Consider the following 19882-nt stretch of genomic DNA (forward strand, 5'->3'; position numbering starts at 1 on the left):
GGATGGCAACGGCCAGAAAAGCGCCGGTCAGGCGCGCGACCCCGGTCGCCGCGCGTCCGGCAGCCAAGCGCGTGCCGCCGGCGAAGACGGACGCGACGCGCGCCGTGCCGAACGGCGCGCTCAACGGTCATGCGCAGCCGGCGGCTGCGTTGCCGGCCGCCGACGCGGCCCGCAAGGCCCGTGCGTCCGAAGCGGACGGCGAGGAGGTCGTCGTGCGTCCTGCATACTGGGACAAGGCATGCGCCGACCTCGTCAAGCGCGACCGGATCCTGAAGAAACTGATTCCGAAGTTCGGTCCCGCGCATCTCGTGAAGCGCGGCGATCCGTTCGTGACGCTCGCGCGCTCGGTCGTCGGCCAGCAGATTTCAGTGCCGTCCGCGCAGTCGCTGTGGGCGCGCATCGGCGATGCCTGTCCGAAACTCGCGCCGCAGCCGGTGATCCGGCTCGGCGCGGACAAGCTGATCGCATGCGGGCTGTCGAAGCGCAAGACGGAATACATCCTCGATCTCGCGCAGCATTTCGTGTCGGGCGCGCTGCACGTCGACAAATGGACGTCGATGGACGACGAGGACGTGATCGCGGAACTCACGCAGATCCGCGGCATCAGTCGCTGGACGGCCGAGATGTTCCTGATCTTCAACCTGTCTCGGCCGGACGTCCTGCCGCTCGACGACCCGGGCCTGATCCGCGCGATCAGCGTCAATTACTTCAGCGGGGAACCCGTCACGCGCAGCGAGGCGCGTGAGGTTGCCGCCAACTGGGAACCGTGGCGCACTGTCGCGACCTGGTACATGTGGCGCAGCCTCGATGCACCCGACGCCGACGCCTGAGCGGCGGCTATCGGGTTTTAAACATCAATAGTTGAGAGCCGGTTTTGAGCGTCGCCCGCGCGGGTAGAATACGCGCTGCCGCAAGACCCAAGGATTCGAACACATGAAGACCACGTTTCTGGATTTCGAACAGCCGATCGCCGAACTCGAGGCCAAGATCGAAGAGCTGCGATTCGTGCAGGACGACTCGGCTGTCGACATTTCGGAAGAAATCGAGCGGTTGTCGAAGAAAAGCCAGCAACTGACGAAGGACCTCTACGCGAACCTGTCGCCGTGGCAGGTCTCGCAGATCGCGCGGCATCCGCAGCGTCCGTACACGCTCGATTACGTTGCGGAGCTGTTTACCGATTTTCACGAGCTGCACGGCGACCGCGCATTCGCGGACGACGTGTCGATCGTCGGCGGCCTCGCGCGCTTCGGCGGCCATCCGTGCATGGTGATCGGTCACCAGAAGGGCCGCGACACGAAGGAGCGCGCCGCGCGCAACTTCGGGATGCCGCGTCCGGAAGGCTATCGCAAGGCCGAACGCCTGATGCGTCTCGCCGAGAAGTTCGGTCTGCCGATCTTCACGTTCGTCGACACGCCGGGCGCGTACCCGGGCATCGGCGCGGAAGAGCGCGGCCAGTCGGAGGCGATCGGCCGCAACCTTTACGTGATGGCCGAACTGAAGACGCCGATCATCACGACGGTGATCGGCGAGGGCGGTTCGGGCGGCGCGCTCGCGATCGCGGTGGCCGACACCGTGATGATGCTGCAATTCTCGACCTACTCGGTGATCTCGCCGGAAGGCTGTGCGTCGATCCTGTGGAAGAGTGCCGCGAAGGCGCCGGAAGCAGCGGAAGCGCTGGGCCTGACCGCGCACCGCCTGAAGGCGCTGGGCCTGATCGACAAGATCATCAACGAGCCGCTCGGCGGCGCGCATCGTGATCCGAAGGGCATGGCCGCGCTGCTGCGCCGTGCGCTGGCCGATTCGCTGCGCCAGTTCCAGGGGATGAGCATCGATGCGCTGCGCGAGCGCCGCTTCGAGCGCCTGATGGCCTACGGCAAGTTCAAGGAAACCACGCCGGGCGCATGACCGGCTGCGCCCTCCAATCGCGCGCCGCTGCGCGCGCGTTCCTCTCGTGATTCCACCCACCGAATTCTCCGCCGACCGCGTCGTCCTCGACGCGGTCGGCGTTGCGCTTTCCGGCATGCCGGCCGATGCACGCATCGCGATCGCGTACAGCGGCGGCCTCGACTCGACGGTGCTGCTCGATGCGGCCGTGCGCGTCGCGGGCGCATCGCGTTGCGTCGCGCTGCACGTGCATCACGGGCTGAGTGCGAACGCCGACGCGTGGGTGGCGCACGCCGAGGCGAGCGCCGCAGCGCTCGGTGTCGCATTCGAATCGATGCGCGTCGACGTGCCGCGCGACAGCAGCCTCGGCGTCGAGGCGACGGCGCGCGAGCAGCGCTATGCGGCGCTCGACGAGATGTGCGAACGCCACGGCGCGGCCGCGCTGTGGCTCGCGCAGCATGCGGACGACCAGGCCGAGACCGTGCTGCTGCAGTTGCTGCGCGGCGCGGGGATCGCGGGGCTTGCCGCCATGGCGCCGCGTTACCGCCCTGACGGCGTGAGCGTCGAGCGCGTACGCCCGCTGCTGCGACTGTTGCGTGCGCAACTCGAGCGCTATGCGACGCAGCGCGACCTGGCATGGATCGACGACGAATCGAACAACGACACGCGCTTCGCGCGCAATGCGTTGCGCATCGACGTGCTGCCGGCGCTGGCCGTGCATTTCCCGGGCTTTCGCGATGCGCTCGGCCGCGCGGCCCAGCATGCGGCGGCCGCGCAGCGACTGCTCGACGATCTGGCCGAACTCGACTTCGCCGGTGCCGCGCGCGATGACGGGCAGGCACTGTCGCGCGACGCGTTGGTCGCGTTCGACGACACGCGCGGCGCGAACCTGCTGCGCTTCTGGATGCGCCGGCTCGGCTTGCCGGGCGCGTCGGCTGCCCGGCTCGCCAACATGATGCGGCAGTTGCGTGCCACGAATGTCGCCCATGCGCTGCGCGTCGATCACGCGGGGCAATGCCTGCGCCTTTATCGCGACGTCGTCTACTGGGAAGCGGGCGACAGCAGCGAACCGGCCGATGACGGCACCGGGAGCCCGCATCCGGAAGCGGTGCTCGCGTGGGACGGGCAGGAAGTCTGGCGCCTGCCGGGATGGCGCGGCACGTTCGTGTTCGCACCGGCCGACGCGGGAAGCGCCGACGCGGTGCCAGAGGCGCTGCTGCGCGGCGCGCGGCTGGCGGCGCGTGCCCGAGCGGGCGGCGAGCGGATGCGCACGTCGCCGGGCGGCCCGGGCCGTACGCTGAAGAACCTGTTCCAGGAGCGTGGCGTGCCCGCCTGGCAGCGCGACGTGCCGCTGCTGTTCTCCGGCGACTTGTTGATCTACGTGCCGCGCGTTGGCGTGAATCGCGATGCCGGCTTGTCCGGCGGCGGGGCGCCCGGTGACGGCGCGTGGCGCCGGATCGAGTGGCGTCCGGACCTGCTGATTGCCTGACGGCGACAGGTCGCCTGCCGCGCGATCGCACGCGCATTTTCACCATTTGGTAAACAGCGCCGGAACGGCCCCGGATGCCGCGAGCGGCTTGTCAAGCGGGCCTCTATCGGGTACGCTCGGTCGTTTGCTCGGCTCGATTTTTGAGCGATTTGTGCAGGTTTTCCGCGTGACGTACCCGGTTTGCGCGGCCTGATCGGCCTTCCGGGCAAAATCCGTCACGCTTGCGTGTTGCGTCCCAGCCGTCCCCCTCGTCGTCCGTCCACAGCCACAAGCCGCGTGACCGAACGGCTACGCGGCCTGCCCAGCGCGCCCGTGCGGCTTCTCCTCCAGTTCAGAACGACAATGGCACTCATCGTACACAAATACGGCGGCACTTCGATGGGCTCGGTCGAGCGCATCAAGAACGTCGCGAAACGCGTCGCAAAATGGCATCAGGCCGGGCACCAGATGGTAGTCGTGCCTTCGGCGATGTCCGGCGAAACCAACCGTCTGCTCGGTCTTGCGAAAGAGATTTCGAGCCAGCCGAGCCCGCGCGAGCTCGACATGATCGCGTCGACCGGCGAGCAGGTCAGCGTCGGCCTGCTGTCGATCGCGCTGCAGGAAATCGGCGTCGAGGCCGTGAGCTACGCCGGCTGGCAAGTGCCGATCAAGACCGACAGCGCGTTCACGAAAGCGCGCATTCACTCGATCGACGACGAACGCGTGAAGGCCGATCTGAATGCAGGCAAGGTCGTGATCATCACGGGCTTCCAGGGCGTCGATCCGGATGGCCACATCACGACGCTGGGCCGTGGCGGCTCGGATACGTCGGCAGTGGCGGTCGCGGCCGCGCTGGGTGCCGAAGAGTGCCTGATTTATACGGACGTCGACGGCGTCTACACGACCGATCCGCGCGTCGTCGAAGAGGCGCGCCGCCTCGATCGCGTGACGTTCGAGGAAATGCTGGAAATGGCCAGCCTCGGCTCGAAGGTCCTGCAGATCCGCTCGGTCGAATTCGCCGGCAAATACCAGGTGAAGACGCGTGTGCTGTCGAGCCTGACCGATCCGCTGATTGCGCTCGACGAAGAAATGCGCTCGGGCACCCTGATTACTTTTGAAGAAGACGAGACCATGGAAAAGGCAGTCATTTCCGGCATCGCGTTCCAGCGCGACGAAGCACGCATTGCTGTGATGGGCGTGCCCGACAAGCCGGGCATCGCGTATCAGATCCTCGGCCCGGTCGCGGACGCGAACGTCGACGTCGACATGATCATCCAGAACCAGAGCGTCCAGGGCAAGACCGACTTCACGTTCACGGTCGGCCGTGGCGACTACCAGAAGGCGATGGACATCCTCACCAACCAGGTGAAGGGCCACGTGAGCGCCGAGCACGTGCAGGGCGACCCGAAGGTGTCGAAGGTGTCGGTCGTCGGCGTCGGCATGCGTTCGCACGTGGGCGTCGCGAGCAAGATGTTCCGCACGCTGTCGGAGGAGGGCATCAACATCCAGATGATCTCGACGTCCGAAATCAAGATTTCGGTGCTGATCGACGAGAAATACATGGAGCTGGCTGTCCGCGCGCTGCACAAGGCATTCGAACTCGACCAGGCATCGTGAATTTTTCGTGATGCGTTGAAGAAAATGCATCACGGAAATTGACGAGCGGTTCGAAACCCTATATTATTTCGTTCTCGTCGCACTGCCTCCCTGGTGCGAGCGAAAGTTTGGGAGACGTGGCCGAGAGGTCGAAGGCACTCCCCTGCTAAGGGAGCATCTGGGCCAAAACCTGGATCGAGGGTTCGAATCCCTCCGTCTCCGCCAAAAGCGGTGACAAAGCCCCGCAAGTTCTCGGACTTGCGGGGCTTTTTCTTTTTCGGGCCTGTCGCGCACCGGGCACACGATGCGGCCGGGATCGCGTCCGCCCGCCGGACGAGGCGGCCGGTCACGCCATGAGTACTCGACTTGAGTGGCGATAGTGGGTTACATATCGCCTATCGTTCGATGTGACTTGGGGTAATGCGCTTGGCCAGCCCGCATTCAGTTCTGACGGTCCTTTCTCATCGGCCTGTCGACGGACTCGTCGACAACCACGCGCGCTATGCGCAGCTGCACGGCTACCGGCATGTGACGGTCGACGGCATGCACGTGTATGGCGAGCGCCAGCCGATCCTGCACAAGTACCACGTGATCGTCGCGCAGCTCGTCGCGATGGAGCCGGGCGCGTTGCTGCTCGTGCTCGACCCGTTTTCCGTCGTGTTCGATCCGCACGCGCTGCAGGATGTCGCGCAGGGTTACGATGCGATCGTCACGACGCAGACGCCGAAGTCGGCGCTGCCCGCTGCGAGCGGCATGATCTTCCGCAACGTGCCCGGCGTGCGTGAGCAGTTGCGCAAGCTGGTGGTCGAGCTGGGCAAATGGGCGATGTACCTCCCGGAGCGGCGGCACGCGTGCGAGGCGACGCTGCTGGCCGAGCACTTTTCGCCGCTGCCGTTCGATATGCCGCTTACGAACGGGCATTTCGCATCGGTCCAGACGATCTGGGGCGACGGGCTCGCGATCGATTCGATCGCAGGCGCCCGGCCGCTCGTGGCGCACCAGGCGCCCGAGTGGCGGCAAGTGGAGGACGTCTGGGCGCCGGCTGCCGACTACGATTTCCGCTATGTGGCGGCGCTCGTCGACGATGCCGAGCGATACCAGCGCGGCGATCGCCCGCACGCAATGGACGACTGGCGTGCCGCGCAACAGAGTAAACGCGGTGCGGAGCGGCACGTGAATCCGCAGGCCCCGATTGCGTTCGTGAGCCTGCATACGTCGCATATCGCGGGATATGGCGATCTGCACGAGGAGAATTTCGCTCGCTACTGCACGCGGCATGGTTACGCGTATCACACGTATCGCGAACCTCCCGGATTTCTGCCGGACGGCATCGGTGCGAACTGGGCGAAGCTGCATCTGATTCGCGAACATCTGCCGCATCACGCGTTCGTCTTCTGGGTCGACGCGGACATTCTGGCGATCGACCAGCGTCAGGCCATCGACAGTACGATCGACGGCCGCGACTTCGTGATCGGTACCGATCACACGGCATGGGCAATCAATTCGTGCATGATCGGCGTGCGCAACGTGGCGCCGATGCGCGACCTGGTCGAGCGCATCTGTGCCCGCATCGAGAGTTTCGGCGATCGTTCGTCGGTCTATGCGAGCGGCGGCGACCAGCAGGCGATCTATGTGGAGTTGCTGCAGTCCGGCATGATCGACGCGCGCTATATCGTTGATGCGATGACACTCGCGGCGTCGCCGGTCTATGCCACGCGCGACAGCCGCTTCGTCCATTTTCCCGCGCAACACAATCACTATCGCGCGGTGACGATGCGCATCTGGGATCGCCTGAGCCGTCAGCGGTAGGGGCGAGCCGGTGCGGCCCGTCGTACGGCCTGCGCAAGGCAAGGCCGATTGTATTGAAAATGAAAGATTGCATGTAAGGATGGAGAGCCGCTCGTTCGCTGTCCTGCCATGCTTCAATTAGCGTCCTCCGACCCTCCGAAATAACACGCCGACATCAAAAATGCGGCACTGCGTCGATTTTTGCGATCGACCTTATCGGGTAATACAAAAAATTACGCATAAAAATCAGTGGTATAGGCCCGCACTGTAAAACGACGCTCTGCTGCGCTGCAGAAAATAATCAATCGCCTTATGCTGGTTAACCCGATCGCGTTTGAGCGGCGTCAAGTTTTCCGGTGATGCTGCTTTACATTTTGCCAACATTGGCGATTCACGAAATCTACCTGTCGATTTGATTTCGATCCTTTCGTCTCGCCTGTCCCCGATGCAGTGCGCGACTTCATCAAGGCCTTGTTGACATGCATGATTTCCCCTTCCTGAGCCTGGCCATCTGGGCTCCGATCCTGTTCGGCGCGTGCCTGCTGCGCGCCGGTTCCGACCATCATCCACGGCGTACGCGGTTGATCGCGCTCGCCGGCGCGCTGGTGGGGCTTGCGGCAGTCGTGCCGCTGGTTGCCGGTTTCGATGCGCATTCGGCCGCGATGCAGTTCGTCGAAAGCCGCAACTGGCTGGCGGCATTCAATTCCGGATGGCGGGTCGGCATCGACGGCGCGTCGCTGTGGCTCGTCGTGCTGACCGCGTTCACGACACTCGTGGTGGTGGTGGCGTCGTGGGAGTCGGTCACGGTACGCGTCGCGCAGTACTACGCGTCCTTCCTGATCCTGTCGGGGCTGATGGTCGGCGTATTCGTTGCACAGGACGGGCTGCTGTTCTTCATCTTCTTCGAGGCGACGCTGATCCCGCTTTACCTGCTGATCGGCACGTGGGGGCGCGAGCGTCGCGTGTACGCGGCCGTGAAGTTCTTCTTCATCTCGTTCGCCGGCTCGCTGTTGCTGCTGATGGCGATGCTGTACCTGTACGCGCAGTCGCATACGTTCGACATGGCCGTATGGCGCACGCTGCAGCTCGGCTTCGCGCCGCAGTTGCTGGTGTTCCTCGGCTTCTTCGCCGCGTTCGCGGTCAAGGTGCCGATGTGGCCGGTCCACACGTGGCTGAGCGACGTCTACACCGACGGCCCGACCGGCGCCGCGCTGATGCTTGCGATGCTCAAGCTCGGCGGCTACGGGTTCCTGCGCTTCGCGCTGCCGGTCACGCCCGATGCGAGCCACTTCTTCGCGCCGGCCGTGATCGCGCTGTCGCTGTTCGCGATCGTTTACGCGAGCCTGATCGCGCTCGCGCAGACCGATCTCGGCAAGCTGCTCGCGTATTCGACGGTCGCGCACATGGGGATCGTCACGCTCGGGCTGTTCCTGTTCAACCGGATCGGCGTCGAAGGCGCGATCGTCCAGCTCGTGTCGTACGGCTTCGTCGCGGGCGCGATGCTGTTGTGCGTGAACGTGCTCGTCGATCGCACGAAGCAGCGCGAGATTGCAGCGTACGGCGGTGTGGCGGGCGTGATGCCGCGTTTCGCGACCTTCACCGTGTTGTTCGCGATGGCCAACGTCGGCCTGCCGGGCACGTCGGGGTTCGTCGGCGAGTTCATGGTCATCATGGGCGCGATCCGCTTCAACTTCTGGATCGGCGCGATCGCGGCGCTGACGCTGATCCTCAGCGCGTCGTACACGCTGTGGATGCTCAAGCGCGTCGTGTTCGGCAAGGTCGCGAGCCAGCGGATCGCGAAGCTCGCCGACCTGAACCGTCGCGAGATCGTGATGTTCGCGTCGCTCGCACTCGTGGTGCTGGCGGTCGGCATCGATCCAAAGCCGTTCACCGACGCGATCGATCCGACCGTCGGACGGCTGATCGAAGACGCGAGCCATTCGAAGCTGCCGACCGGGGACGGCCCCGCGCAGCCGCAGCAGTCGTACATGGCGTCGACGCACGGCTGAGCGCGGCACGCCGCGCGAGCAGGGCGCACCGCACGGCGGTGCGGTCGTTGCACGCACATCGATCAGGTCGAGGTCCGGCGCAGGGAGCGCCGGGCCGGCTTCCGGCTGCGTGAAATTGCCCCGCGACAATCTGTCTCACAGCAGATTCTGCAATGATGATTTGCCGCATTAGCTGATTTTTTATCGCACTCGCGCGACGTATGATTCGGCCACTTTCGTGGATCGAATGCGCATCGGGCATACGCAAACGGATTCAATGACCCTCGGGCTGTGTGATGAAAAGAAAAGCTTCAAAAGGCGGAGTGGCGCTGATGTCGATCGGCGCGGCTTTGAGCCTGTCAGGCTGTAATTTAGATGTACTAAATCCGAAAGGAAGCGTGGGCGCTGCCGAAAAGGCGCTGATCGCGACGTCCACCTGGGCGATGCTGATCGTCGTCGTGCCGGTGATCCTGCTCACGCTGTGGTTCGCGTGGCGTTACCGCGCGTCGAACCGCAACGCCACCTACGCGCCGAACTGGTCGCACTCGACCGCGATCGAGGTCGTGATCTGGACGGTGCCGACGCTGATCATCCTGTTCCTCGGCGTGCTCACGTGGAAGACCACGCACGAGCTCGACCCTTACAAGCCGCTCGAGTCGTCGGTGAAGCCGATCGACGTCGAGGTCGTCGCGCTCGACTGGAAGTGGCTGTTCATCTATCCGGAACTCGGCATCGCGTCGGTGAACCAGCTCGCGATTCCCGTCGGCACGCCGGTGAACTTCCGCATCACGTCGGATTCGGTGATGAACTCGTTCTTCATCCCGCAGCTCGGTGGCCAGGTCTACGCGATGGCCGGCATGCAGACGCGCCTGCACCTGATCGCCGACGAGCCCGGCAACTATGCGGGCACGTCCGCCAACTTCAGCGGCCGCGGCTTCTCCGACATGAAGTTCCGCACGCTTGCCGAGCCGCGCGAACAGTTCGATGCATGGGTGCAGAAGGTGAAGGCGTCGCCGGACCGGCTCGACGCGACCGTGTACGGCACCGTCGCTCAGCCGAGCGAGAAGGCGCCCGTGCGCTACTTCTCGTCGGTCGATCCGCGGCTCTTCCACAACATCATCGCGAAATACAACGATGGCCACGTCCTCGACCTGAAGGACGCCGCCTGCGGCACGAAGGGGTAACGCATGTTCGGCAAACTCACACTCTCGGCGATCCCGTTCGATCAGCCCATCATCATGGGGGCCGGTGCCTTCATGGGGCTGGTCGTGCTGGGCATCCTCGCCGCGCTGACGATCACCGGCCGGTGGAAATGGCTGTGGACGCAATGGCTGACCACGGTCGACCACAAGAAACTCGGCGTGATGTACATCATCGTCGCGCTGATCATGCTGCTGCGCGGCTTCGCCGACGCGATCATGATGCGCATGCAGCTCGCGCTCTCGTACAACGGGCCCGGCTACCTGCCGCCGCATCACTATGACCAGGTCTTCACGGCACACGGCGTGATCATGATCTTCTTCATGGCGATGGTGTTCATGGTCGGCCTGATGAACCTGATCGTGCCGCTGCAGATCGGCGCGCGCGACGTCGCATTCCCGTTCATCAACTCGCTGTCGTTCTGGATGACGGCCGTCAGCGCGATCCTGATCAACATCTCGCTCGTGATCGGCGAATTCGCCCAGACGGGCTGGCTCGCGTATCCGCCGCTGTCGGAGTTGCAGTTCAGTCCGGGGGTAGGGGTCGACTACTACCTGTGGGCGCTGCAGATCTCGGGCGTCGGCACGCTGCTGACCGGCGTGAACTTCTTCGTGACGATCATCAAGATGCGCGCGCCGGGCATGACGCTGATGAAGATGCCGGTGTTCACGTGGACCGCGCTCTGCACGAACGTGCTGATCATGGCGTCGTTCCCGATCCTGACCGCGACGCTCGCGCTGCTCGGCCTCGACCGTTACCTCGGCATGCACTTCTTCACGAACGAAGCCGGCGGCAACGCGATGCTGTACCTGAACCTGATCTGGGCATGGGGTCACCCCGAGGTGTACATCCTGATCCTGCCGGCGTTCGGCATTTTCTCGGAAGTCATCTCGACGTTCGCGAGGAAGCCGCTGTTCGGCTACAAGACGATGGTGTACGCGACCTGCGCGATCATGGTGCTGTCGTTCCTCGTGTGGCTGCACCACTTCTTCACGATGGGCTCGGGTGCGAACGTGAACGCGTTCTTCGGCATCATGACGATGATCATCGCGATCCCGACCGGCGTGAAGGTGTTCAACTGGCTGTTCACGATGTACCGCGGCCGGATCGAATTCACGACGCCCGTGCTGTGGACGATCGGCTTCATGGTCACGTTCACGCTCGGCGGCATGACCGGCGTGATGATGGCGATCCCCGGCGCGGACTTCGTGCTGCACAACAGCCTGTTCCTGATCGCGCACTTCCACAACGTGATCATCGGCGGCGTGCTGTTCGGCTACCTCGCGGGCTTCAACTACTGGTTCCCGAAGGCGTTCGGCTTCAAGCTGAACGAGAAGCTTGGCAAGGCGGCGTTCTGGTTCTGGCAGATCGGTTTCTACGTTGCGTTCGTGCCGCTTTACGTGCTCGGCTTCATGGGCATGACGCGCCGGATCAACCATTACGACAACCCGGCCTGGCATCCGTGGCTGCTGGTCGCCGCGTTCGGCGCCGTGCTGATCGCGATCGGCATTGCATGCCAGCTGCTGCAACTGGTGGTCAGCATCCGCAACCGCAACCTGCCCGAGTACCGTGACACGACGGGCGATCCGTGGGGCGGCCGCACGCTGGAGTGGGCGACCTCGTCGCCGCCGGCCGACTACAACTTCGCCGTGATCCCGCAAGTGCGCACGCTTGACGCATATGCGGACATGAAGGCGCACGGCGAAGGCCGGCCGAACCCGGCAGCGATTCGCGACATCCACATGCCGTCGAATACCTGCGCGGGCCTCGTCGTCGCGATCTTCAGCCTGGTGCTCGGCTTCGCGCTGGTGTGGCACATCTGGTGGATGGCGATCGGCGGGCTCGTCGGGATCGTCGCGACGCTCGTGATCTACAGCTCGCGCGACAACGACGGCTATTACATCCCCGCGTCGACGGTGCGGAAGATCGAAGACAAGCAGCCGACGAAGCGCGTGGCTGCGCGCGTCGACGACGTGGAACTGGAGGCCAACTGATGTTGCAGAAAACCTTGAGCGCAACCCTGCTCGAGCACGACGACCATCCGCCGTCGCATTCGGTGTTCGGGTTCTGGCTGTACCTGATGACCGACTGCGTGATCTTCGCGGCGCTGTTCGCGACGTTCGCGGTGCTCGGCCAGCAGTATGCGGGCGGGCCGACCGCGAAAGACCTGTTCGATATCCCGGGCGTCGCGGTGGAAACCGCCGCGCTGCTGCTGTCGAGCATCACGTACGGTTTCGCGATGCTCGCTGCATACAAGCAGCGGCGGGGCGCGTTGCTCGCGTGGCTCGCGGTGACGTTCGTGCTCGGCGCGGCGTTTCTCGTGATGGAACTGCGCGAGTTCTCGCACCTGATCGCGGAGGGCGCGGGCCCGCAGCGCAGCGCGTTCCTGTCGGCGTTCTTCACGCTGGTCGGCACGCACGGGCTGCACGTGACGGCCGGCCTGCTGTGGATGATCGTGCTCGCCGGGCAGATCGTGTTCCGCGGCGGCGACCTGACCGATCGCGACCTGCGACGCCTGACGTGCCTGAGCCTCTTCTGGCACTTCCTCGACATCGTGTGGATCTGCGTGTTTTCCTTTGTCTATCTCGCGAGCGTGATCTAAATGGCCCATTCGCATTCGTCTCAACTCGAAGAAGGGCACGGCAGTGTCGGCGGCTACGTCGCCGGTTTCATCCTGTCGGTGCTGCTCACGGCCGCGTCGTTCGGCCTCGTGATGGGCGGCGTGCTGTCGCCGCACGCGTCGCTGATCGCGCTTGCCGTGCTCGCGTTCGTGCAGATCGTCGTGCACCTCGTGTACTTCCTGCACATGAACGGCTCGTCGGGCCAGCGCTGGAACGTGATGGCGTTCAGCTATACGGTGTTGACCGCGGCGATCCTGATCGTCGGCACGCTGTGGGTGATGCACAACGTCAGCATGAACATGATGTCGCGCTGAGCGGCATCGCGGCGCAGCGGGCAATATCCATGCGCGTTCATGAAAAGAAGGCGGCACGCGAGTGCCGCCTTTTTTTGTTTTTTCCCGGCTGCGTTGCGCCGGGCAGCGGGATCAGTGCCGTGCACCCGCATCGGCCGTCAGCGCATGCGTGCAGTCGGCACGGTACTCGGCGGCGAGCCGATCCTTCGCGCCGTCGAGATCGTCGGGGTAATACGGGCTCGCATGCGCCGGCTCGTAGCCGACCTGTTCGAGTTCGGTCAGCTCGCGCACGAGGTCCGCATGCGTGACGTCGTGACCGGTGTGGACGAACGGATACGCGTTGCATTCCTGCGGTGTCAGGTGCGGCGCCGCGAACGCGGCGGTGCTGGCGCATGCGAGCAGCATGCAGGCGACGGTAGTCGACAGTTTCATCCGGAAGCTCCTGGTTGCGCGGCCCGATGCCGCATGACGTCAGCGTAGGCGGCGTGCACGACGGGGCGGGCGACGCGCGGATGAAACATGTTTCACCCGTGTGCCACCGCGCCGGATGAAGCATTTTTCATGTAACGCCGGACGGCGATCGGGGCGGCTACGATAGTCGCGGGCGCATCGCGTGCGCCCGTCATGATGTTCATTGCGAGGGCAACCATGCGAGTACTGACGGTCGAGGATGATGCGGTGACCGCGAACGAAATCGTCGGCGAGCTGACCGCGCGCGGGTTCGAGGTCGACTGGATCGACAACGGCCGCGACGGCATGCTGCGCGCGATGAGCGCATCGTACGACGCGATCACGCTCGACCGGATGCTGCCGGGCGCGGACGGCCTCGCGATCCTGACGGCGATGCGCACGGTCGGCATCGATACACCGGTGCTGATGCTCAGCGCGCTCGGTGATGTCGACGAGCGCATCCGCGGGCTGCGCGCGGGGGGCGACGATTACCTGACGAAGCCGTTCGATTCCGGCGAGCTGAGTGCCCGCATCGAGGTGCTGCTGCGTCGCCGGCAGGCGTCGGGCGTCCCGCAGCAGACGTTGTTGAAGGTCGGTGCGCTCGAGCTCGACCTCATTTCGCGCTGCGCGCGTCGCGGGGCCGACGAGATTCCGCTGCTGCCGACCGAGTTCCGCGTGCTCGAATTCATGATGCGCAATGCGGGGCAGACGATCACGCGCACGATGCTGTTCGAGACCGTATGGGGTTATCACTTCGATCCCGGCACCAACCTGATCGACGTCCACATGGGCCGGTTGCGCAAGAAGATCGATCCGCCCGGCGTGACCCCGATGATCCAGACGGTGCGCGGCTCGGGCTACATGCTCGCATGACGGAGGCCCGGATGGATGCGGCTCGCGCGGCGAACTTCTCGCGCCGCTGGCACACGACGACGTTTCGGTGGCTGTGCGCGTATGCGGCGATTTTCTCGGTTTCGCTGCTCGTGCTCGCGGGCGTGATCAGCGTGGCCGCGACGCACACGATGGCGCGCGACACCGACGAGGTGCTCGCATGGCAGCTGATCTATTTCGATTCGATTCCCGATGCCGAGCTGCCGCTCGCGATTCACCGGCGGCTCGAGCACGAGCACATGCATACCAGTTTCTACGGGCTGTTCGACGCGAACGGGCGCCGCGTCGCCGGGGACATCGCGACGCCGCCCGCGCTGCGCACGGATCGCCACGGACGCACGCTGAACCGCACGCTTGCGCCGCTCGACGGTCAGCCCGCACCGATCACGCGCGCGATGGCGGTACGCCGCGACAACGGGATGACGCTGGTCGTCGCGCGCGACCTGTCGCATTTCATCCAGATCCGCGATGTCGCGATCCGCGGGCTCGTGATCGGCGGCGTGATGATCCTGATCGCGGGCATCGCGGGCGGCAGCATGCTCGGCATGCGGCAGATGCGCCGCGTCGCCGCGATCCGGCGCGTCACGCGGCAGATCGCCGAGGGCGATCTCGGCAAGCGGCTGCCGGTCGGACGCTACGACGAACTCGACCTGCTCGCGCATCTCGTGAACCACATGCTCGACGAAGTGGAGCGGTTGATGGGCGAGGTGCGTCATACCTGCGACGGCATCGCGCACGATCTGCGCACGCCGCTCGCGCGGGTGCACACGATGCTGGCCCGGCTCGCGGAGCAGCCGTTTTGCGCGGATGATCCCGCGTCGTCGGCATTGCTGGCGTCGGCGCGCGACGAGACCGACCGCTTGCTCGAGCGCTTTCGCGCGATGCTGCGCATCTCCGAGATCGGCACGCTGAGCCGCCGTGGCGGCTTTGCCGCGGTCGACGTCACGGCCTTGCTGTGCGACGTTTGCGAGCTCTACGAGCCGCTGGCCGAAGCCGTCGACGTGTCGTTCGAACTCGCGGCAACTTCGGTCGACCGCATTCATGGCGACCGTGCGCTGCTGTTCGAGGCGTTCAGCAATCTCGCGGACAACGCGATCAAGTTCACGCCGCCGGGCGGCCGAGTGCGCGTCGCGCTCCATTCAACGCCGAACGGCCCGCTCGTGCGGATCGAGGACACCGGGCCCGGCATCCCGCCCGATGAGCGCGACGCGGTGCTCGAGCGTTTCTATCGGGGCGAGCGCACGCGTCATGTGAGCGGTTCCGGGCTTGGGCTGAGCATCGTCTCGGCGGTGATGCGCGTGCACGGCTTTGCGCTGCGGATCGGCGATGCACCGCTGGCCGGTACGGCGATCACGGTCGAGTGCTGGCCGCGTTCGCTCGCATGACGGCGTCGGGGAACGATCGATGCGCATCCTGCTGATTTCCCCGCCGAACCCGGAGGCGGCGCGGCTCGACAAGGCATTTCGCGAGAGCACGCATGGCGTCGAGCGCGTCGACGGATGGCGCGATGGCTGCTTCGTGGCGACCCAGGACCGGTTCGATGCCATCGTGATCGTTGCGCCCGACCCGGCTGCCGGCCCGGCGATGCTCGAGGCATTGCCGCGACTCGCCGCATCGGCGGGCGACGCGACGATTGCCGCGATCGTCGCCGGCACGACTCCTGCGCAGCGCGCGCGGATGTTGCTGGCCGGCTGCGACGTGTGTCTTGCCCATCCCTGTTCGTTCGTGGAGCTGCACGAGCGGTTGCGCGCGCTGTGGCGCCGCAAGGGCGTCATCGCGATGCGCGAGTCGGTCCGGCTCGATGTGGCCACGCGCGCACTCGAGGAGCACGGCCGGAGACTGGCGCTCAGCATGCGCGAATTTCGTCTCGTCGAATGCCTGCTGCGCGAAGCGGGGCGACCGGTCGGGCGCGATGCCGTGCTGCGTTATGCATGGGGCGATGCCGACGTCGAACCCGAGACGGTCAATGCGCTGGTCGTGCGGTTGCGGCGCAAGCTGGCCGCAAACGCGTTTTCCGCGCGCATCGAAACGGTCGCGCGATTCGGATTCAGGTTCGACGCAGGCGGGTGATGTCGCGGTATTGCACCGCGCCGGCGAGGGGGCGCATGCCGCGCGTCGCGCGGCATGTTCGATTGCGTGTAGTCAGTGCGAATAGAGTTCGCGGTTGAGCTGTGCGAGCTGGCCGTCGCGTTCGGCGCGGACGAGTTCGCGATAAACCTGCGCGCATGTCAGCGGCGTGGCCGGCCGTGCGTTCCATGACGGTTGCGACGTCAACGGTGCGGAAGCGGACGCGGCGTACGTCTGCGGCGCAGTCGCGGTGCCGGGCGGCGTTGCGCTGGCCCGGCCGGGCAGCGCGACACACAGGGCGGAGAGCAGGGTGGCGAACATCAAGGTCTTCATGGCGTGATCCTTTTCAAGTGACAGTGGCCGGTGCCGCGATGACGATGCCGGCAGGATCGACGTTATCGGTTGCGCCCGTGCAGGCATCGGGCGCGCCGATGAAGAAACGTTCATGAACGCGCGTCGTGCCAGCCGCCGCCGAGCGCACGCACGAGCCCGACGGATGCCTGCAGGCGTCGAGCGTCGACGTCGAGCGCCGCGATCTGCGTATCGAGTTCGGTCGTCTGTGCGGTGACCACGTCGAGATAGCTGACCGCGCCGTCGCGATAGCGTGACATCGCGAGCGCAAGCGAATGCCGCGCCGCGACGAGCGCCGCGTCGGCCTGGTCCGATTCGTCGCCGAGGCGGTGCAACTGCGCAAGATCGTCCTCGACTTCCCGGAACGCCTGCAGCACGACTGCGCGGTAGCGCGCGCCCTGTTCGTCGAACTGCGCGCGCGCATGGCGTACGCCGGCGGCACGCCGGCCCCCGTCGAACAGCGTCATCGCGAGACGCGGCCCGATCGACCAGATCTCGTTGGGCGCGGCGAGCCATGGGGAAAACGTATCGCTCTGGAACCCGGCGTCGAGGCCGAGCGACAGGTCGGGAAAATAGGCGGCGCGTGCGACGCCGATCCGCGCGTTCGCGGCCGCGACGCGGCGTTCGGCGGCGGCGACGTCCGGCCTGCGTTCGAGCAGGGTCGACGCGAGTCCCGTCGGAATCGACGGCACGCCCGGCAGCGCCGCAACGGGCGGCAGCGAGAACGTCGACGCGGACTCCCCGACGAGTGCCGCGATCGCATGCTCGTCGAGCGCGCGACGCGCAGCGATGTCGGACGCACGCGCCTGGGCGAGCGCGAGTTGCGTTTGCGCACGCGACACGTCGAGCCCCGATGCGAGGCCGCCGTGATGGCGGCTGACCGTCAGTTGCCACGCACGGCGGTACGTGTCGATCGTTCGCGCGAGCGTGTCCGCTTCGCGGTCGAGCCCCGCGAGGTCGAAGTAGGTGCTGGCGACGCCGGCCTGCAGGCTGAGCCGGACCGACGCGAGATCGTCGTCGGCCGCCTGCGCGTCGTCGCGGCCGGCCGCGACCGCGTTGCGGACCTTGCCCCACAGATCGACGTCGTAGCCGAACCCCGCTTCGAGCGTGTTCGACGCATAGGTATCCGGCTGGCCGCTGCCGCGCAGCGGTCGGCGCGCGGACTGACGATCGCGGTCGGTTTCGGCATCGATACCCACGGTCGGCAGCAATGCCGCATGCGCGTCGTCGAACAGCGCGGCGGCTTCATCGTGCCTTGCGACGGCAGCGGCCAGGTCGGGATTCGCGCGCGCGACGAGCGGTTCGAGCCGGTCGAGCGTCGCGTCGCCGTACACGCGCCACCAGCCGTCGCGCGGCAGGCGATCGGCCGGTACGGCATCGACCCACGCACCCGTTTCGCGAAACGCGGCCGGTACCGGAACGGCTGGCGCGCGATAGCTCGGCGCCAACGAGCAGCCGGCGAGCAGCGCGATGCTGCCCAGCCATACAGCGAGCAGACGGTCAGCCATGCGCACGCTCCGTCGCCGCGGCGCGGGCGATACGCACGGGGTCGCCATTCGCGAGCGAATCGGGTGGATTGTCGATCACGCGGTCGCCAGCCGCGAGCCCCGATGCGATCTCGACGCGCGTGCCGAGATCGGTCGCGATCGAGACGTTGCGCAGCCGCGCATGCCCGGTCGCATCGAGTACGGCGACTTGCAACCCGTCGTGGCGGAAGATCAGCGTGCTTGCCGGAATCGACAGCGCATGCGCGGCACCGGGCATTGCGATCCGCACCTGCGCGTATTCACCGGGGAACAGCGTGCCTGCCGGGTTGGCGATCGAGAACTGCGCGAGCAGCGTGCCGGAAGCCGGGTCGATCGATTGGGCGGAATCCGCGAGCGTCGCGTCGAACGTCATGCCCGGGCGCTCGGGCACGGTCAGCGCGACGCGCATGCCCGCGCGGATCGCGGCCGCGTCGTCTTGCGGAACGTGGACGTACAGCCGCAGCCGACGCGCATCCGACACGGTGAAGAGCTCGGCGCCGTTGCCGCTGCCGGCGTCGATCAGTGCACCGACATCGGTCTTGCGGGCCGTCACGATGCCGTCGAACGGTGCGGTGAGCCGCTTGAACGATTCGAGCGCTTCGAGCCGCCGTACGTTGGCGGTGCTCGCCGCGACGGCCGCGTGTTTCGCGTCGAGGTCGCTGCGTTTCTCGTCGGCCTCCTGCTGCGAGACGGAATCCTGCGCGAGCATCTCCGCCCAGCGGGCGGCCGTGACGGCCGCAAGCCGTTCGTTCGCGGTCGCGCTCTGCAGGTCGGCGCGTGCCTGCTGCAACTGCTGGTCGAGATCGGGCGTGTCGATCGACGCGAGCAACTGGCCGGCTTTCACATGCGCGCCGATGTCGGCGTACCACGCGTGCAGGTAGCCGGGCACGCGCGCGTAGATCGGTGCGTCGACGTACGCGTCGAGCCGGCCGGGCAGCACCAGCGCATCGGCCGCGGCCGGCTGCGGCGTAACCGTCGCGACAGTCGGGATCGCCTGTTGCGCGGTCCAGGCGGCGACCGCGCGCGCATCGTGCAGGCGGGCGACGAGGCCGGCTGCCGCGACGGCGAGCGCGGCCACGGCGCCCGCGATCGCCAGCGGTTTCAGATAGCGCGGCGTGCCAGGGGGGCGGACGTCGAATTCAGTGGACATGCTGTTCTCCCGGAGTGAGGGGCAGGGATTCGGAACGGGGCGCGCGATCGCGCCGGTGGACGAGGCTGAACACGACGGGCACGAACACGAGCGTCGCGACGGTCGCGCACAGCAGGCCGCCGATGACCGCGCGGCCGAGCGGCGCGTTCTGCTCACCGCCATCGCCGAGACCGAGGGCCATCGGCGCCATGCCGATGATCATCGCGAGCGCGGTCATCATCACGGGCCGAAAGCGCGTGAAGCCGGCCTCGAGCGCGGCGACGGCCGCGTCGGCGGTGTGCGCGAGCCGTTCGCGCGCGAACGTCACGACGAGGATGCTGTTCGCGGTCGCGACCCCCATGCACAGGATCGCGCCCGTCAAGGCCGGCACCGACAGCGGCGTGCGCGTGACGAACAGCATCCAGACGATGCCGGCGAGCGCCGCGGGCAGGCCGCTCACGATCACGAATGCGTCGCGCCACGAATGGAAGTTGACGACGATCAGCAGGTAGATCAGCAGGACCGCGCCGGCGAGGCCCGCGAGCAGCCCGCCGAATGCGCCGTTCATCGTCTGTACCTGGCCGCGCACGGTCACGCGCGAGCCCTTGGGCAAGCCGGCCGCGCTCGCGT

18 protein-coding genes and 1 tRNA gene are annotated in these 19882 nt (G+C 66.2%); 14 read left to right on the plus strand and 5 right to left on the minus strand.

Going from position 1 to position 19882, the window contains the following annotated elements:
- The first annotated feature begins 2 nt into the window (after positions 1-2).
- The 11 genes from FFS49_RS37930 to cyoD all read left to right on the plus strand — a co-directional run bounded on the left by FFS49_RS37930 (position 3) and on the right by cyoD (position 12859).
- On the plus strand, positions 3-830 hold the full coding sequence (locus tag FFS49_RS37930) for a DNA-3-methyladenine glycosylase (protein ID WP_039364698.1): 828 nt from the start codon (positions 3-5) through the stop codon (positions 828-830).
- Between the two features lie 103 nt (positions 831-933).
- Positions 934-1905, plus strand: coding sequence for an acetyl-CoA carboxylase carboxyltransferase subunit alpha (locus tag FFS49_RS37935; RefSeq protein WP_039364696.1), 972 nt, complete (start codon positions 934-936; stop codon positions 1903-1905).
- A gap of 46 nt (positions 1906-1951) precedes the next feature.
- On the plus strand, positions 1952-3373 hold the full coding sequence (tilS, locus tag FFS49_RS37940; RefSeq protein WP_105816897.1) for a tRNA lysidine(34) synthetase TilS: 1422 nt from the start codon (positions 1952-1954) through the stop codon (positions 3371-3373).
- Positions 3374-3715: 342 nt separating this feature from the next.
- Complete coding sequence (locus FFS49_RS37945) at positions 3716-4969, plus strand: aspartate kinase (protein WP_039364692.1); 1254 nt, start codon at positions 3716-3718, stop codon at positions 4967-4969.
- A 110-nt stretch (positions 4970-5079) separates the two neighbouring features.
- Positions 5080-5173 (plus strand) — tRNA-Ser (locus FFS49_RS37950).
- 195 nt (positions 5174-5368) lie between these two features.
- On the plus strand, positions 5369-6757 hold the full coding sequence (locus tag FFS49_RS37955; RefSeq protein ID WP_105816896.1) for a hypothetical protein: 1389 nt from the start codon (positions 5369-5371) through the stop codon (positions 6755-6757).
- 458 nt (positions 6758-7215) lie between these two features.
- The gene (locus tag FFS49_RS37960) at positions 7216-8745 is read left to right on the plus strand and encodes an NADH-quinone oxidoreductase subunit M (RefSeq protein ID WP_105816895.1); all 1530 of its coding nucleotides are present in this window, start codon (positions 7216-7218) and stop codon (positions 8743-8745) included.
- Between the two features lie 275 nt (positions 8746-9020).
- A complete protein-coding gene (cyoA, locus tag FFS49_RS37965; protein WP_039342567.1) occupies positions 9021-9908 on the plus strand; it encodes a ubiquinol oxidase subunit II in 888 nt (295 codons plus the stop codon).
- Positions 9909-9911: 3 nt separating this feature from the next.
- The gene (gene cyoB, locus FFS49_RS37970; RefSeq protein ID WP_071334701.1) at positions 9912-11918 is read left to right on the plus strand and encodes a cytochrome o ubiquinol oxidase subunit I; all 2007 of its coding nucleotides are present in this window, start codon (positions 9912-9914) and stop codon (positions 11916-11918) included.
- Complete coding sequence (gene cyoC / locus FFS49_RS37975; protein WP_021162482.1) at positions 11918-12526, plus strand: cytochrome o ubiquinol oxidase subunit III; 609 nt, start codon at positions 11918-11920, stop codon at positions 12524-12526. The genes cyoB and cyoC overlap by 1 nt, the downstream gene beginning before the upstream one ends.
- Complete coding sequence (gene cyoD / locus FFS49_RS37980) at positions 12527-12859, plus strand: cytochrome o ubiquinol oxidase subunit IV (RefSeq protein WP_011352504.1); 333 nt, start codon at positions 12527-12529, stop codon at positions 12857-12859.
- A 111-nt stretch (positions 12860-12970) separates the two neighbouring features.
- On the opposite strand, the gene FFS49_RS37985 is transcribed toward cyoD, so the two are convergent.
- The gene (locus FFS49_RS37985) at positions 12971-13270 is read right to left on the minus strand and encodes a DUF4148 domain-containing protein (protein ID WP_039342572.1); all 300 of its coding nucleotides are present in this window, start codon (positions 13268-13270) and stop codon (positions 12971-12973) included.
- Positions 13271-13486: 216 nt separating this feature from the next.
- Between FFS49_RS37985 and FFS49_RS37990 the strand changes: the two genes are divergently transcribed.
- Genes FFS49_RS37990 through FFS49_RS38000 form a run of 3 tightly spaced genes read left to right on the plus strand, consistent with a single transcriptional unit; the run spans position 13487 to position 16249 of the window.
- Positions 13487-14161, plus strand: coding sequence for a response regulator transcription factor (locus tag FFS49_RS37990; RefSeq protein WP_105816894.1), 675 nt, complete (start codon positions 13487-13489; stop codon positions 14159-14161).
- 11 nt (positions 14162-14172) lie between these two features.
- Positions 14173-15564 carry a HAMP domain-containing sensor histidine kinase gene (locus tag FFS49_RS37995; RefSeq protein WP_105816893.1) on the plus strand — a complete coding sequence of 464 codons (1392 nt, stop codon included), beginning with the start codon at positions 14173-14175 and terminating at the stop codon, positions 15562-15564.
- 19 nt (positions 15565-15583) lie between these two features.
- Entirely contained in the window at positions 15584-16249 is a 666-nt protein-coding gene (locus FFS49_RS38000) for a response regulator transcription factor (protein WP_105816892.1), read from the plus strand.
- A gap of 72 nt (positions 16250-16321) precedes the next feature.
- On the opposite strand, the gene FFS49_RS38005 is transcribed toward FFS49_RS38000, so the two are convergent.
- The 4 genes from FFS49_RS38005 to FFS49_RS38020 form a co-directional block, all read right to left on the minus strand.
- On the minus strand, positions 16322-16579 hold the full coding sequence (locus FFS49_RS38005) for a hypothetical protein (protein ID WP_105816891.1): 258 nt from the start codon (positions 16577-16579) through the stop codon (positions 16322-16324).
- A gap of 110 nt (positions 16580-16689) precedes the next feature.
- Positions 16690-18105: an efflux transporter outer membrane subunit gene (locus FFS49_RS38010; protein WP_105816890.1), complete on the minus strand. Its 1416-nt coding sequence runs from the start codon at positions 18103-18105 to the stop codon at positions 16690-16692.
- Positions 18098-19273, minus strand: coding sequence for an efflux RND transporter periplasmic adaptor subunit (locus FFS49_RS38015; RefSeq protein ID WP_105816889.1), 1176 nt, complete (start codon positions 19271-19273; stop codon positions 18098-18100). Before FFS49_RS38015 ends, FFS49_RS38010 begins: the two co-directional genes overlap by 8 nt.
- A partial coding sequence (locus FFS49_RS38020; RefSeq protein ID WP_137951053.1) for an efflux RND transporter permease subunit occupies positions 19263-19882 on the minus strand: 620 nt, incomplete at its 5' end. The genes FFS49_RS38015 and FFS49_RS38020, both read right to left, overlap by 11 nt.

The sequence above is a fragment of the Burkholderia sp. 4NA327C6 genome, assembly GCF_005502655.1.
Classification (GTDB): domain Bacteria; phylum Pseudomonadota; class Gammaproteobacteria; order Burkholderiales; family Burkholderiaceae; genus Burkholderia; species Burkholderia contaminans.